The organism is Psychrobacillus sp. NPDC096389 (assembly GCF_044762855.1).
Taxonomy (GTDB): Bacteria; Bacillota; Bacilli; order Bacillales_A; family Planococcaceae; genus Psychrobacillus.
In genome coordinates this window covers 1-14,413 of record NZ_JBIWFB010000006.1, presented here as the reverse complement: position 1 = coordinate 14,413, position 14,413 = coordinate 1, and the positions used below count along the sequence as shown (strand labels likewise).

The following is a 14,413-nucleotide window of genomic DNA, read 5'->3' as shown; positions in this document are numbered from 1 at the left end:
TTTATTTCCACTAAACTTTTCACCCCTTAGAAGGGTATATATAAGTGAAAGGAGTGAACAAGTTACAATGCATGAAGATCTGATGAAAGAAATTATAAAAGGAAATAGAGAGGCATTTCACAAGCTTTACGATGAGTATGCTGGATATGCCATTCGAACAGCAAGAGCAATTACTCGGGACGACGAGCTCGCGAAAGATGCCGTGCAGGAGGCTTTTATTCGTGTATATCGCAATATATCTTCTTACGATCCTACACTTTCTTTTGGCGCTTGGTTTTACCGTATTTTAGTCAATGAATGCAATCGCTTGTTAAATAAAGAGAAGAAAACAATACCTGTCGATACTTCGTTAATGGAGGGCAACCCACATCTAACAGAACACTCAAAAGAAGGCGTTAGCGATTTATATGGAATTATCCAGCATATGGCGGATTTATACCGTATACCTCTATTGCTAAAATATATAAAAGGATTTTCAGAAAAAGAAATTGCAGATATTCTCAATCTGAATCAAAATACCGTAAAGTCCAGGCTTTTTAACGGGAGGAACTTATTAAGAGAACAACTTAGCCTGATGGAAATGGAGGGAAAATAAGAATGGATCATATGGATAAACGAATTAAAAAAGAAATACTCAAACATACAGAGGATTCGATAGATCAGTTAAAAGACGATATTTGGGGTCAATTAGATCAAGAGCTTTTTCAAGAAAAAAGCAGGAGGGAGAAAAAAATGAAAAAGAAATCCAAAGTTATTCCAATCATTATTGCTGCAGCCGCTGGGGTAGTTATATTGTTTAGCACACAAACTGACACGGGAATGGCGTTCATTAAACAAATTAAAGATATGTTCGTACCTGAAAAAGAGATTATCCAAAGTATTGAAGGTACAGAAGAGCCAGCAGATGTTGTTCTCCAAGAAGGTAAAGATGCAGAATACGTAATTTACATTGATGAAGAACGCTACAAACTTATAGAAGAAGAAAATGCTGATATTATTACGACAAAAGAACCTTTAGAAGAGAGATATCCGGAAGTTTCCATGAGAATTGAACAATTTAAAGACCTTGCACTAGAAGAAATAGTCGCTATGAAAGAAGCCGAACTAACTTCGGAATATTCTAAAGTGACACCAACAGAATCTGTAACCGATCCGGTAGAAGGCTATAAACTGCATGCCATTGACGACGGTACAAAATGGGATAGCCCTGTTACAAACGTATATGTAATAGACAATAAAAACGGTGGAAGCTTTGTTATTACAGAAAAGTACTTCTTAGAAGCCGCAGAAGGTCATGGAGCAAGATTTTACGCAATGCTGAAGGAATTTAAGATCGTGGAATAAGGTAGACAGTTTCATATTTAGTTCAATTGGGTATATACATTACAGAACCATAATTTGAGGAGGAATACACATGAGTGGATTATCAGACAAATTAAAAGGTACTGTAAACAAAGTCAAAGGTGAAGCAAAAGATCAATTTGGTAATGCAACCGATGACGTAAAGTTACAAGCTGAAGGTAAGCTTGATAAACTAAAAGGCGAAGCTCAACAAGAGTTTGGAAAGTTTAAAGAACGATTGGATAGAAAAGACGATAGATAGTTACTAACCCCCTACAAAAATGTAGGGGGTTTTGTTATGTAGCTTTTAATGAAACAACAATAATTTCCGGTGTATTAAACACCCGTATAGGAATAACACTATTTCCTAAACCCCTACTAACAATCATATTGGTCTCGTTTTCCGTATACACCCCTGCTGTATATTTTGGCAATAAACCTTGACCTGGAGCAACTAGTCCTCCTAATCCGGGAATTCGAAACTGGCCACCATGCGCATGCCCAGCAAAAACAAGATTTACTCCACTATTTACATAATCCTGAAACGTTTCCGGACGATGCGAAAGCATTAACGTATAATTATCTACTTTTTTAAATGTACTAAGAGCATCTGCAACTGACACTCCACTCAATGGATCCTCAATACCTATGATGCGTAACTGCTCTCCATCTTTTTCAATAGTCGTTTCTTCGTTAGACAAGACAACGACCCCTATATTTTTCAATGAGCTCTTAATATGCTCAACATCATTTGTAGCAATTTCATGATTACCCGTCACATAGTAAACAGGTGCAAGCGAAATAATTTGCCTAACAATGTCTAAACTATTTTCCAAGTCATATCGATTACTATCTATCAAATCTCCTGTCAGAAAAATGAGATCTGGGTCAGCGTTTCGTATTTTTTTCGCAAGCTTTTCTTGTCTCTCTCCGAATGTTGCATCATGTAAATCTGAAATTTGGACAATTTTCAAACCACTAAATGCTGTTGGAATTTTATCTGATTCTACTGTAATCTCTGTTGTTTTAATCCCATAATTCCCTATGTATAATGCAATTGCTATGACAATTAATACTACTAACCATTTTTTCATTTATTTTCTCCTAAACTACTCTGGACTCATAATACCTACTCTATAACCAATATGTTTATTCTCGAGTAACTCATTATATGCAAATAAAGCTGTATCTCCAGTTGTCGTTCGAACTGCTCCAATTGGCAGCCTGTCTCTTTCGATTATATAGGCATTGGTCGTAGCACCTGTAGGCAAATACGTTGGACAAACAATAGTCCAATCGAGCATAGATGCACTTAACATATGAAACACCCGATGATGTTCTTTTGCGGCAACTTTAGATCTCTGTTTAGATTCAGATGATTCATACCTAAGGAGCTCCGGTTCCACTCTACTTTTCAAAATTCCCGCTGTTCCAATCGTTATAATACGCTGGATATTACGCTCTTTCATGGTTTTAATAATATGTGAAATTGAATCTGTTAATACAGTTGTCTGATCCGTTCCAAGGGCACTTATTACTGCATCTGCATTTTCTAATGTATGTTCTATATCTGGCTTATTTCTTGCATCCCCTTGTAGGACGGTCAAATTATCATGAGGTTGCACTTTTGTCGAATCCCTAACTAAAACAGTTACTTCTATATTGTTTTTCAAAAGTAATAAAAGAACTTCTCTCCCAACGCGTCCAGTAGCTCCAAACAAAGCAATTTTCATTTTGACCTCACTCCTTACACATTATTATAACAAAATGTAAAAAAGTATCCCTGCATTTAACTACAAGGATACTTTTTCATGTCGAAATATGTTATTTCCCGGGAAATACATTTTAGTATGAGTTCATAGATAAAAAGAATGCAAAAATAGCCCCATAAAAAATAATAACAAGTACAATACTAATAGCCATCCAAATAAGTGATGCACGGGCATAATTACGACGTTTGTCTGGACTTCCGAATGCCCAAATAAAAAGCATAACGATGTTCACGATTGGGATAATCATAATCAGCATCGTAATGAGCCATTCACCAACTGACATATCGCTGGCCTGTTTTTGTTGAATCTCTTCATACTGCTCCAAAATTAGTCCTCCTTTTTACTTTAATGTGTAACACTTCCATTTTACTTGAAAACGGAAGAGAAAAGACGACTTTTGGAAAAGTTTTTCTCCATTATTTAATTTTCATCAAACTCATCGGTGTAACAATGCCAATAAGTTTGTTATTTGGCTTCCCGTCTTCAGTTATAAGCAGGGCTTCTAAACGACGCCCCCTCGTAACCGCTTGCTTGAAAATTTCCAATGCTTCATAAACGGATTCCTGCTTAGCGACAAATTGATGGTTTTCTCTATCATTTTCATGTGCAAGAATTTCCCCTAATGTCGTCCGCGATCTTGAAAAATCTTTAGACTCTGCCATGCTAGCCATCCACATTGTAATGCCTACTGGCGTGATTAGCCCTTTAAACTGCGTACCATCATATACCGGAAATTGGTTATATTTCTTGTCTTTTATCACTTTTAATGCATAAATCAAAGAATCCGTTTGTTGGAACATCGTAACATTCGTTCGGAACATGCTGCCGACTGTTACTGGAGTCCTCAAAGCCGTTTCTATTTCTTCCATTTTCTGAACAACATCTTCATGTGGTTCGGCAATCGCATACTCCATGGTCGTACGATTATGAATGATTGCATTCCGAAGATCACCGTATTCTCGCAAATCTGCTTCATATTTTCTTATTACTGCATTCTTTTTTTTCGCATAATCGATCAGTCGAAAAAATGCCATATGCTCCTGTGTACCGATAACATCTTTCATGAGTTGGTCTATTCGATTATATGCTGTAACAAATCGATCAGAATTGTGAGTTGGCACTTTTTTCACCTCATACTAGTTTTTTTAAATTTTTGTCTTGGAAATATTTTTTTTAGCCAAATAAACTGCTCCGAGTAGCAATAAAACAACCACTAATAAAGTTATGATTAAGCTCCATATAAATGGAGTTTTATCTACGCTCCCACTTAATACATACCCCGCGTACATAGGTATTTTCCACGGAGAAATTGTCCAGTAAGCTCCAAGTAGAGCATCGATAATCTGAACAAATAAAACAAGTACAAGCGAAATAACTGAAGCAATTGCAGTCGAAAATGCCGCACTTGCGAAAAGCACAATACTAACAACAAACAATAACCATACAATGTATGTCGCAAGAAAGCCTATAAATGCTCCTACTTCCACCGAACCAAAAAGCACATTTGTATAATATAAATTTGCTAGTAATCCAAGTATGACACTACCAATCACTAGTATGCACATTATGCTAAACTTACTATACACATAGCTCGCGTACGAAATCGGTCGCACATATAAAAACGTTGCCGTCCCATTTTTGCGTTCCCTAGATATAATGCCTGCAAATCCAAGTGTGATGACTAACATTCCGATAAACTGGTACTGACTGACCGTTGCCATGATGATTTGTTCTGGCGTTAATTCAGGAAATGGAAAAACAGTTCCTTCTGGCATATTCCCTACTGCATTTAAAATTTGTGGTAAATAATAATTGGTTAAAGGTTCCGTAATACCAAACAGCAAAAATACGAGCGGTATCCACAGAATTTTAAAATTACGTACATTTTCTCTCCACTCTTTTTGAAATAATACCGAAAAATTATTCATCCTTATTCACCACCTGTAAAAAGATTTCTTCTAAACTAGCCGTAGCACGCTCTACTTTTAACAAACTTAAATGACTATCCGCAAGCACACGCAATACTTCATTCATAACTGGTTTTTCCTCTTCAATATGGATAAAAGCAATGGAATCTTCCTGTCTAGCTGGCCAAGGAGAAATTTCCACAAATTTTGCTGCTTCCTCAGTAGAAATGAAATAGATCTTATACATAGGATTCGCATATTTTTCTCGAACTTGTTGCATGGAACCTTGTTCTACTAATTTTCCTTTTCGTAAAAAAACTAATTGATCAGTCATTTCTTCCGCATCATTTAAAATATGAGTCGAATATAAAATGGTCGTCGTCGCTTGTAATTTTTTTAGTAAATTCATTATTTCTCGTCTACCTATTGGATCTAATGCAGACACTGGTTCATCTAAAAGTAATAAGGCTGGTTTATGCACGATTGCTTGTGCAAGACCTAGTCGCTGTTTCATGCCCCCAGAAAATGTCCCTGTTTTTTTGTTTTTTACATCTGCAAGTCCTACAAATTCAAGTGTTTTTTCAGCTTCCTGTTTTGCTATTTTTGGGTCAACACCACTTAACTTTGCTGCCATTTCAGTAAATTCAAGCGCAGTCATCCAAGAATAGAACTTAGGATATTGAGGTAAGAATCCGATCACTTTTCGAATATCTTCTGTTATTTCTCCATCAAATACAATGGTTCCAGTCGTTTGTTTTAACAATCCTGCAAGCATAGATAAAGTTGTTGTTTTCCCTGCTCCATTTGGTCCGATTAAGGCAGTTGACGTATTTTTGAGCAGTGAAAACGTTAAACTGTCTACCGCTTTTTCTTTTCCATACTGTTTTGTTAAATCTTGTATATGCAATAATGTTTTCATTCGTTTCGTCTCCCTACGATGAAATAGATAATTGGTCCAATTAAATTTCCTAACACAATGATCAGCGCCCACAACCATTTAGGACCATTCGTATTACTTACCCTGATTAAGTCAATGAGTGCAACAAGTATTAAAATGAGTTGGATTACCACTAGTGGCAATATGAGCATCCAAGGTATTGATTCGAAGTCCATTGTCATCCCTCCTATATTTGTCTTCCTCTATTCTACTACATATAGAACAAAAAGGTTTCAAATTTTTTTATTCCTTATAAAATTGAATTAATTATAGAATTGAAAACAACTCCTCTATCATAGGCGCATCGGCTTTTCTTCTGTTATAATATTTCATTGGGAAGGTGGATGAACAATGAACATTTCTATTCGAAACGCACGTAAAGAAGATGCACGGGAAGCTGTTCCGTTAATCATGGAAGCCATTGGGGATATTGCTATGCAAATAACAGGAGAAACAGAAGAAGCAAAAGTTACCCAAGAATTTGAACATTTGTTTACTCGTACAGATAATCGACACTCTTATTTATATACGTATGTTGCAGAAATGGAAGGATCAGTTGCTGGCGTGCTCGTGTTCTATTCGTCTGAGCAGGCTACTACTCTCGATGCAAACTTGGAAGAATATCTTTCTAATAAAAAGGGAACTGCAGTTAAAATAGACCCCGAAACATTACCTGGAGAATGGTATGTAGATACGGTTGTAGTGAACCCTACTTATCGAGGTCAAGGTATTGGTACAATGCTTTTAAATTACGCCGAGCAATTAGTAAAGAGCTTCGGTGGCGGCAAACTATCTTTAAACGTAGAAACGGAAAAATATGCCGCGATTAGCTTGTACAATCGACTAAGTTTTGATAATGTATGTCCTTGGACAATTATCGGTGAACCTTTTTATCATATGGTAAAAACAGTAACACCCGATTAAAGGAGAAATTTTATGAAATCATGGATTTACCCACTAATGGTCGTTTTTGCGGCCAGCTCATATGGGACTTTATCAACAATGGTGAAACTTGCAATTGGAGATGGGTATACAGCCTCTGAAGCAGTTGCGAGTCAATATATTACAGGTTTTCTTTTAGCTTTAATTATCTATCTCGTAACACAACGAAAGCTACCACGTTTATACGGTGGAGGTAAAATTATATTATTAGCAGGAATCTTCACAGGTTTAACAGGAATCGTTTACGGACAAGCACTTATTTACTTGCCCGCTTCTTTAGCAGTCGTTATGCTGTTTCAATTCACATGGATTGGTACACTAATCGATTGTATTATTAGAAGAAGATTGCCGACGAGACCAGAAGTAATTTCGCTTATTATTTTATTTGTTGGAACGATTTTAGCTGCTGGTGTTCTCGATGTCGATTTAAGTGGTATTGACTGGAGAGGCTGGGTTTACGGATTTGCCGCTGCGGTTTCGTTCTCTTTGAATATGAACGTCAATACGAAACAAGTAGAGGGGATGAACACAACGACTCGTCTACTATTTGTTTCATTTATCGCAGCAGTAATGATTGCAATTTTCCAAACCCCTGAAATTATTTGGAACGGAAAATTATTTACTGAATCCCTACTATTTTACGGACTAGCTCTTGGGTTACTGGGCATTATTATTCCAATTTACTTATTCGTCATTGCTGTACCAAAAGTGGGTGGCGCGGTTTCTTCTATATTAAGTGCGATGGAGTTACCAGTAGCCGTCATTGTTTCGGTACTTGTTTTAAGTGAAGCATTATCGTGGTTACAAGTTTTAGGGATTATCGTTATCTTAGTTGGTATGTGTATTCCGACGCTCGCTGGAATTCGTAGAAACAAAAAACGACAAACTGCTTCATAAGTAAATAGGAAAAAAGAGTCTAAATCATATTTGAATTTAGACTCTTTTTTTATTCAAATATCACTTCACATGTACTTCCAAGAATTCGACTATACCATCTATTAAACCTTTCGCTAATGGAAGGTCTGGATTGGAATAGGTAGCAATATTTCCTTCTCGATCTGCAGGTGCTTCTTTCAATATATGATTCATATTATCTACAATGAGTAATTCAGAATCTTTCTTTGCTTCATGCAAAAGTTCTGCGTCTTTTACTGGGACTTGGATATCTGTGTTCCCATTCACTAGCAGTATTGGATTGTTGAGCTTTTGCAATTGTTCAGCCGGGTCATATTGAAGCCACGATATCATGTATGGTTGAACCGATGGGCGGAATACACTTTGCAATTCCGGGCTCACTGTTTTCACTTGCTCGCCTTGTTTTAACTTCTCAAGAATTTCAGTGGATTCTTTCAATAAGTTTGCTGGAAGCTGTACTTGGAGTTGTTCTAGAAGTACCTCATCGATAGGTCTTCCAGCACCAGCAATGGAAATGAACACGTCCGCATCTGCTTTTTGGCTAGCTACCATTCCAATTAAAGAACCTTCACTATGACCAATTATTCCTACGTTGGAAAAACGAGCATCTTCCTTTGCAAGTTGAACCCATGCAGCAGCATCGTCAATGTAATGATCGAATCGCAAATCTTCTTCTTTGCTCGCTAAACTCATGTTTTTTCCAACCCCGCGCTTATCGTAGCGAATAGTTGCTACGCCTTCTTTCGCTAAATCTTCCGCAAGCATTTTCAAGCTATTGTTTTTTCCTGGCAATGCAATTGAGTTTCCGTTTCGATCAGTAGGACCGGAACCAGCAATAATGACCATAAGAGGGAAAGGTCCTTGGCCGTCAGGAATTTCTAGTTGGCCAGACATCATTCCACCCTCTACCTTCACTTCCACTAAACGATTTTCTTCTACTTCCTCTTCTTTACTTCCCTTCGCCAATTCAAAAGGAAAAGTCTGCCCTTGCTGTGTAAAGGTTCCGATAATCTTTTCTTGTTCAACTTTACCATCAAAGGTTAACTTTTGACCTTGAATATTCATATCAAAAAACACGTCTGCTCCATTTAACTTCGCATTTGTTAGCGGATAATCGTTTAGGCCTTGTATCGGAATACTAATCATCCCTTGGTCCGCTTCAAATTCAACGATGATTGGTAATGGTTGATCAGGAATATTAATCGAACCTTCCCATACACCTTTTATGTTTTCCAATGAACCCATTTCTGGTGCCTCCTCTTTTTCCTTGCTACATGCAGTAAGTAATAAAAAGAACATTGCTACTAAAGAAAAAACAAAGGCAAATTTTCTCATACAAACCCCTCCGCTATTGTTATACATATAATATAACAAAAGTAAGATAGAGAGTAAAGATTGGGGAATTCCATTAAGGCTAAATTAAAAAAGAAGCGCAGATTAAACCGCACTTCTACCTTTTTCTACTTTAAAAGTCACCAATACAAATATGGCAAAGCTAATTAATAAGATAGTTCCACCTACTATATACGCGATTAACGCAACTGCCTCATTCACATTAAATGGCTGTATGAACTGTAAATACATCCCTAATGTTAATCCAACTGCTCCAATAATCGCAGCCCAACTATGAACAGCTACTAGCTTAGGAGATTTAATTTTATACAATTTATAAAACAAGCCATATACAAATAACGATAACCATCCAACCAATAAAATATGGGCATGAATGGGACGCAGTGCATAAGATCCAGCCCCTGCCATATGAGAACCAAGATAAGCTCCTAGTAACCCAAATAGTGCTCCTGCACGTATTAATCGTAAACTCCATCTTTCTTGCATCTTCATTTCCCCCTCTTTGTAATCGTTAATAACGCTGGTAATAATAATGGTCGAACGATAAACGTATCTAATAACACACCTACTGCAACAGCAAAACCAAATAATTTAAGCTCCATGACTGGCTGCGATATTAATACAGCAAATGTAGCTGCTAATATTAAACCTGCCGATGAAATAACACTGCCTGTTTTTTCAACCGCTTTCGCAATTGCTGCTAGTTCGTTATACTGTTTTCGTTCTTCTTTCAACCTACTCATTAACATAATCGAGTAGTCCACACCTAGTGCTACTAAAAATACAAATGTGTATAGGGGTATTCGATAACTAAAAGACGTATACCCGAAGAACACATCGAAAATCCATGTAGAGAATCCTAAAGCCGCTCCGAATGACAACAAAATGGAAAACATCATCAATAACGATGCCCGAATCGATCTCGTTTGGAAAGCAAGCATTAATCCGATCAATACCGTCATTAACCCCATTACGAGTAATGTATCTCTATTATTAATATCCCGGATATCCACTTGTTTCACTGTTTCTCCACTTACTAAAACATGTTGATCTTTTAGTTCATTTCTAATTGTTTCCACTTCATTCAAAGCTTCCTTGCTATAAGGATTTGCATTTAATATGATGGAAAACTGCGTATACTTATCGCTTTCTGAAGTAGATGGCCGCACTTGACTTACAAGTGGTCTCTCTTCTAACTTCTCTTGAAGACCCGCTATTACTTTCTTATCTTTTGATTTTACTAAAATAGTCGTTGGTGCTATTTCCCCTTCTGAAAATGCTTCTCCTAGTTTTGTAAAGCCTTCTCTAGAAGATAGCTCTGCTGGAAAAGATGCTAGTAAATCATATGAATAAACGATTGTCGTTGCATGCCATGTGCCAATCCCAAGCAGAAGGACAATCGGGATTGCTACTTTCCATGGCTTCTTCGTACTTACATTGCCTGCATTTGCCCAAAGTTTCGTTGTTTTTTCTTTCTTTTTCGGTTTTTTCACAACTGCAAACAAAGCTGGCAATAAAGTAAGCCCCGCGATTAGCATGATGATTACTGCAATAGCAAATACTGGAGCAAAATTACGATACGGCTCATATATGGCAAAGGCAAGTGTTGCTACTCCTGCTAAAATAGTACCACCACTAAATAGAATGGTTTCTCGGGTTTTAGCTAGTGCTACTTTCATATCCTGCTCTTCTTTATAACGAGCGTACAGAAGCAGCGAATAATCGGTAATGACCGCAAACAATAAAATCATCATAATGGATAGGGCCTGGTTTTCAATTGTAATGGATGTGAACTTACCAGTAAGCCCAATCACTCTATCCACTACCCCGTACACAATTCCAGCACCAATCAGTGGAATAATTGCAAGGATAAATGAACGATAAATAACAATTAAAAGAATAAAAATAATCCCTACTGTTGCTAAAAGTAAAACGACATCCGCCTGTGAAAACAGCTCAATTGTATCGCTTGCTATACCAGCTGGCCCCGTATAATAGATAGTAAAAACTGCAGGGATAATGTTAGAGACGTTCTTTTTAATCTCTTTCACTTGTGCATGAATCTCTTTACTTTCTAATTGCCCTTCTAAAATTAAAGGAATAAAGAATGTTTTTTTGTCCTCAGAGACAAATGAATCACGATGTTCTTTAGGTATTTTTGAAAACTCCGGTATACCCGGATAATTATCCTCCATTAACGTGAGAATGCTTTGGATTTCCTCATCTGTAGCACTGTTATCTTTTTCAAAAACTATTAAGAGAGGTATCCCCTCACTATTAGAGAAATTTTCTTTTATTATTTTATCTGCTTGAATGGATAAAGCTGTATCCGGAAGTCCAGCATTCTTGGATGTACTTGCGACTTCTTTACTGGATGGCGCAAGAAAAGAAAGTAATCCTACGATAACTAACCAACTCGTTAAAGTAATAAGCCAAGTACGCTTGTTTTTCATTTCGCTACCCCCTTTTAAATTTCCTTACAGGGGTAACTATACAAGTCTAAAGTGAACGGAAGATGAACAGATTATTACATCTTCTTCAGTTGGATACTGACCTTTGTTCCATGAGGTTCCACATTTTCAAATGCAAGCATGCCATTATGGGATTGAATGACTTCTTTTACAATAGCTAGACCTAATCCACTTCCCTCAATTTGAGTAGATCTTGCTTCATCCTCTCGGTAAAATCGTTCTGTCCATTGCCCATAGTCTGTATCTTTGTTTCCAATACCAGTGTCCTGTATGATGACTTGCACATACTCCGACGTTTCGGTCATCACAATTTGTATTTCTCCTGGAGAATAATTGTATTTAATGGCATTAGAAATGAGATTTTCCCAGACATATTCCAACATTTCTTTATCCCCCAGTACCTCTATTTTTTTCAATTGCAATTGGATGGAAATGTTTTTTTCGTCTAATAGCCATCTAAATTTCAAGACAACTTGCTTTAGCTGTTCATCCAGTTGAAATGGTTCCTTTTTCGTTCGAGTTTTTGCCTGATCAAATGAAGTTAACAATAATAACTGCTTCATCAAACCGGATAAACGCATAGCCTCTTTTCGAATGATTTCTGCGTAATTTCCATTTAGCTCTCCATTTTCAAGTAAAGCTGCATATCCTTGTATATTTAATAGTGGTGTTTGAAAATCATGCGATACTCTAGCAATGAACTCTTTTTTATAGCGGTCACTGGCTTCCAATTGTCTTACCATATTTCGGAAGCTATCTGCCAATTGACCAATTTCGTCTCGTTGATTTACTAGAATCGGCACTTGGAAATCTTCGTTTGCAATCTTATTCGTTGCAACCGTAAGTTTTGTGAGAGGATCAATCATCCGCTTAGCAACGATTAACATCGCAATAATACTAATGATAATCATTGCACCAGCAAGGCCCCCTAATAGTAGATGGATTTCATTGAATAGAAATTTTATATTTGGCCTTTGAAAAAGTGCATACTTTTTCTGATCATATGTGAATGGAACCCCGACCGTATTGGTTAATTCGTTTGAAAAGTATCCAGTTATAAACGTCTCTTTCGGAAACTCGCGCATCCCGTGATATATCTCACCATCTAAAACACGATTCACAATAGCACTAGGCATTTCACCAACCCTGAAATCACCGCCATAGAACTCCCCTAAGCCATCTTCATTTACGATGTATATTTGGTACCCCGCATCTCCCATTGTCTGTAGAAGCGGCTTTATGCCCTCTAGATCAGACGATTCGATAAGCTCTACTATGGAACTAGCTACTTCAACGTTTTTTTCATCATTTTTCTCTTTTAAATTTTGATGGTAAAACGTATTTACAATCATAAAACCAATGGTCCCACTGGCAAACATAATAAGAAGTGTCATCCAAACAAATTTACTATATAAAGTTTTCATGCATGCGTTCCTTCTAATTTATATCCAATTCCCCGAACCGTCTTAATCTGCACATCAGTTGGTGTTTTAGCTAAACGTTCCCGTATTCGTTTGATATGTACACTTAATGTTTGTTCTTCCCCTTCAAAGTCGATTCCCCAAACAGCTTCGATTAATTGATCACGAGTGAATACTTGGTTTGGTTTTGAGGCAAGCTTTGTCAGCAATTCAAATTCCTTTAAAGGTAAAACAAGTAATTCTTCACCTATTTGTACCTCAAAGCTCTTTCTATTAATCAACATATTTCCTACTTGTATATTTGCATCACTTGTTTTATCGTATCTTCTTAATATTGCACGGATGCGGAATAATAATTCTTTCGGTTCAAATGGCTTTACTAAATAATCATCTGATCCTGCTAAATATCCTTTTTCTTTATCTTCTAAGCCGCCTTTTGCTGTTAGTAATAAAACAGGAAAGTCATACTGCTCTCGAATAATTTTAGTTAAAGTCAAACCATCCATCTCTGGCATCATAACGTCCACTATTGCAAGGTCAGGCATTTCTTTTTCAATTAAAGCTAACCCTTCTTTTCCATTTCTAGCTTTCACAACGCTATATCCAGTGTTTGATAAAAAAATGGATATTAACTCTAATGTATGTATATCATCATCTACTGCCAATATTACAACCATACTGGAGCCCCCTCTTATATCTACATAATGTCTATCCCAAAAATGCACGACAACATGCACATCTTAATACTTAATTTGTCTAATAGCAAGTAACAAAAGGGAGAGTGAAAGCAACACAAATGAATATTTTCTACTGGATGAAATGACAACTTTGGAGATAAATGGAATAGAACAATCAAGGTGATTGTATAAGCAAGCAAGTATAGATAGCCCATTTCATTATATTTAATAGTGATTATTTCTTAGCCAGGGTCAAATTATTCTACAAATAAAAAAAGCGCTAAAGCGTCTGCCTTTGGTCCGATATAGCAAATGGGAATGATAAATTGAATGACTTACATGATTGCACATAATAGGGAAAGTGCGTCTTAGTGACCGCTGTGATTTTCGCTGCTGGACGGACGCTTTCCGCCGGGTGAGCGATGAGCCTTCACCCTTGTGAAGGCTCATTTTGCTCCCAGAAGAACAAAGGCTAAGAGCGCCACATCGTGTGGTAACTCCTATCGAGACCAACATTCTGTTGGTCTTCGCCGTCTACAGTGAAAATCAATAGAAATTGTTTACTTATTGAGTATCTGCTCACTAAAAACAAAATGTGATGCTAATTTTTTCATGGAGTGTATCCAGTAAATGGCTTAGGGCAACCAATTGATTGTGGAAAGCAACTAAATCTACTC

17 protein-coding genes are annotated in these 14,413 nt (G+C 37.0%); 5 read left to right on the top strand and 12 right to left on the bottom strand.

The window, feature by feature from the left end:
* The first annotated feature begins 67 nt into the window (after nt 1-67).
* From ACIQ38_RS14945 to ACIQ38_RS14935, 3 genes are all read left to right on the top strand, one after another.
* On the top strand, nt 68-595 hold the full coding sequence (locus ACIQ38_RS14945) for an RNA polymerase sigma factor (protein WP_402824523.1): 528 nt from the start codon (nt 68-70) through the stop codon (nt 593-595).
* 2 nt (nt 596-597) lie between these two features.
* The gene (locus ACIQ38_RS14940; protein ID WP_402824520.1) at nt 598-1,344 is read left to right on the top strand and encodes a hypothetical protein; all 747 of its coding nucleotides are present in this window, start codon (nt 598-600) and stop codon (nt 1,342-1,344) included.
* A 70-nt stretch (nt 1,345-1,414) separates the two neighbouring features.
* The gene (locus tag ACIQ38_RS14935) at nt 1,415-1,603 is read left to right on the top strand and encodes a CsbD family protein (protein WP_402824517.1); all 189 of its coding nucleotides are present in this window, start codon (nt 1,415-1,417) and stop codon (nt 1,601-1,603) included.
* Nucleotides 1,604-1,637: 34 nt separating this feature from the next.
* On the opposite strand, the gene ACIQ38_RS14930 is transcribed toward ACIQ38_RS14935, so the two are convergent.
* The 7 genes from ACIQ38_RS14930 to ACIQ38_RS14900 all read right to left on the bottom strand — a co-directional run bounded on the left by ACIQ38_RS14930 (nt 1,638) and on the right by ACIQ38_RS14900 (nt 6,133).
* Nucleotides 1,638-2,435 (bottom strand): metallophosphoesterase, encoded by a 798-nt coding sequence (locus ACIQ38_RS14930; protein ID WP_402824514.1) that lies wholly within the window; start codon nt 2,433-2,435, stop codon nt 1,638-1,640.
* Between the two features lie 15 nt (nt 2,436-2,450).
* Nucleotides 2,451-3,074: an NAD(P)-dependent oxidoreductase gene (locus ACIQ38_RS14925; RefSeq protein WP_402824512.1), complete on the bottom strand. Its 624-nt coding sequence runs from the start codon at nt 3,072-3,074 to the stop codon at nt 2,451-2,453.
* Nucleotides 3,075-3,186: 112 nt separating this feature from the next.
* Nucleotides 3,187-3,438 carry a hypothetical protein gene (locus ACIQ38_RS14920; RefSeq protein WP_402824509.1) on the bottom strand — a complete coding sequence of 84 codons (252 nt, stop codon included), beginning with the start codon at nt 3,436-3,438 and terminating at the stop codon, nt 3,187-3,189.
* Between the two features lie 91 nt (nt 3,439-3,529).
* On the bottom strand, nt 3,530-4,234 hold the full coding sequence (locus tag ACIQ38_RS14915; protein WP_402824506.1) for a CBS domain-containing protein: 705 nt from the start codon (nt 4,232-4,234) through the stop codon (nt 3,530-3,532).
* A gap of 24 nt (nt 4,235-4,258) precedes the next feature.
* On the bottom strand, nt 4,259-5,041 hold the full coding sequence (locus tag ACIQ38_RS14910; protein WP_402824503.1) for an ABC transporter permease: 783 nt from the start codon (nt 5,039-5,041) through the stop codon (nt 4,259-4,261).
* Complete coding sequence (locus tag ACIQ38_RS14905; RefSeq protein ID WP_402824500.1) at nt 5,034-5,939, bottom strand: ABC transporter ATP-binding protein; 906 nt, start codon at nt 5,937-5,939, stop codon at nt 5,034-5,036. Before ACIQ38_RS14905 ends, ACIQ38_RS14910 begins: the two co-directional genes overlap by 8 nt.
* A complete protein-coding gene (locus tag ACIQ38_RS14900; RefSeq protein ID WP_402824497.1) occupies nt 5,936-6,133 on the bottom strand; it encodes a PLDc N-terminal domain-containing protein in 198 nt (65 codons plus the stop codon). Before ACIQ38_RS14900 ends, ACIQ38_RS14905 begins: the two co-directional genes overlap by 4 nt.
* Before the next feature lie 175 nt (nt 6,134-6,308).
* Here ACIQ38_RS14900 and ACIQ38_RS14895 point away from each other — a divergent pair, with 175 nt between their 5' ends.
* Nucleotides 6,309-6,881 carry a GNAT family N-acetyltransferase gene (locus tag ACIQ38_RS14895; RefSeq protein WP_402824494.1) on the top strand — a complete coding sequence of 191 codons (573 nt, stop codon included), beginning with the start codon at nt 6,309-6,311 and terminating at the stop codon, nt 6,879-6,881.
* Nucleotides 6,882-6,893: 12 nt separating this feature from the next.
* Nucleotides 6,894-7,796 carry an EamA family transporter gene (locus ACIQ38_RS14890; protein ID WP_402824491.1) on the top strand — a complete coding sequence of 301 codons (903 nt, stop codon included), beginning with the start codon at nt 6,894-6,896 and terminating at the stop codon, nt 7,794-7,796.
* 60 nt (nt 7,797-7,856) lie between these two features.
* Here ACIQ38_RS14890 and ACIQ38_RS14885 read toward each other — a convergent pair whose 3' ends face one another.
* The 5 genes from ACIQ38_RS14885 to ACIQ38_RS14865 all read right to left on the bottom strand — a co-directional run bounded on the left by ACIQ38_RS14885 (nt 7,857) and on the right by ACIQ38_RS14865 (nt 13,736).
* On the bottom strand, nt 7,857-9,149 hold the full coding sequence (locus ACIQ38_RS14885) for an alpha/beta hydrolase (protein ID WP_402824488.1): 1,293 nt from the start codon (nt 9,147-9,149) through the stop codon (nt 7,857-7,859).
* 102 nt (nt 9,150-9,251) lie between these two features.
* Nucleotides 9,252-9,653 (bottom strand): hypothetical protein, encoded by a 402-nt coding sequence (locus ACIQ38_RS14880; protein ID WP_400791071.1) that lies wholly within the window; start codon nt 9,651-9,653, stop codon nt 9,252-9,254.
* Between the two features lie 2 nt (nt 9,654-9,655).
* On the bottom strand, nt 9,656-11,620 hold the full coding sequence (locus ACIQ38_RS14875) for an MMPL family transporter (RefSeq protein WP_402824483.1): 1,965 nt from the start codon (nt 11,618-11,620) through the stop codon (nt 9,656-9,658).
* Nucleotides 11,621-11,694: 74 nt separating this feature from the next.
* Nucleotides 11,695-13,062: a sensor histidine kinase gene (locus tag ACIQ38_RS14870; RefSeq protein WP_402824480.1), complete on the bottom strand. Its 1,368-nt coding sequence runs from the start codon at nt 13,060-13,062 to the stop codon at nt 11,695-11,697.
* Entirely contained in the window at nt 13,059-13,736 is a 678-nt protein-coding gene (locus tag ACIQ38_RS14865) for a response regulator transcription factor (RefSeq protein WP_402824477.1), read from the bottom strand. The genes ACIQ38_RS14870 and ACIQ38_RS14865 overlap by 4 nt, the downstream gene beginning before the upstream one ends.
* Nucleotides 13,737-14,413: the final 677 nt, after the last annotated feature.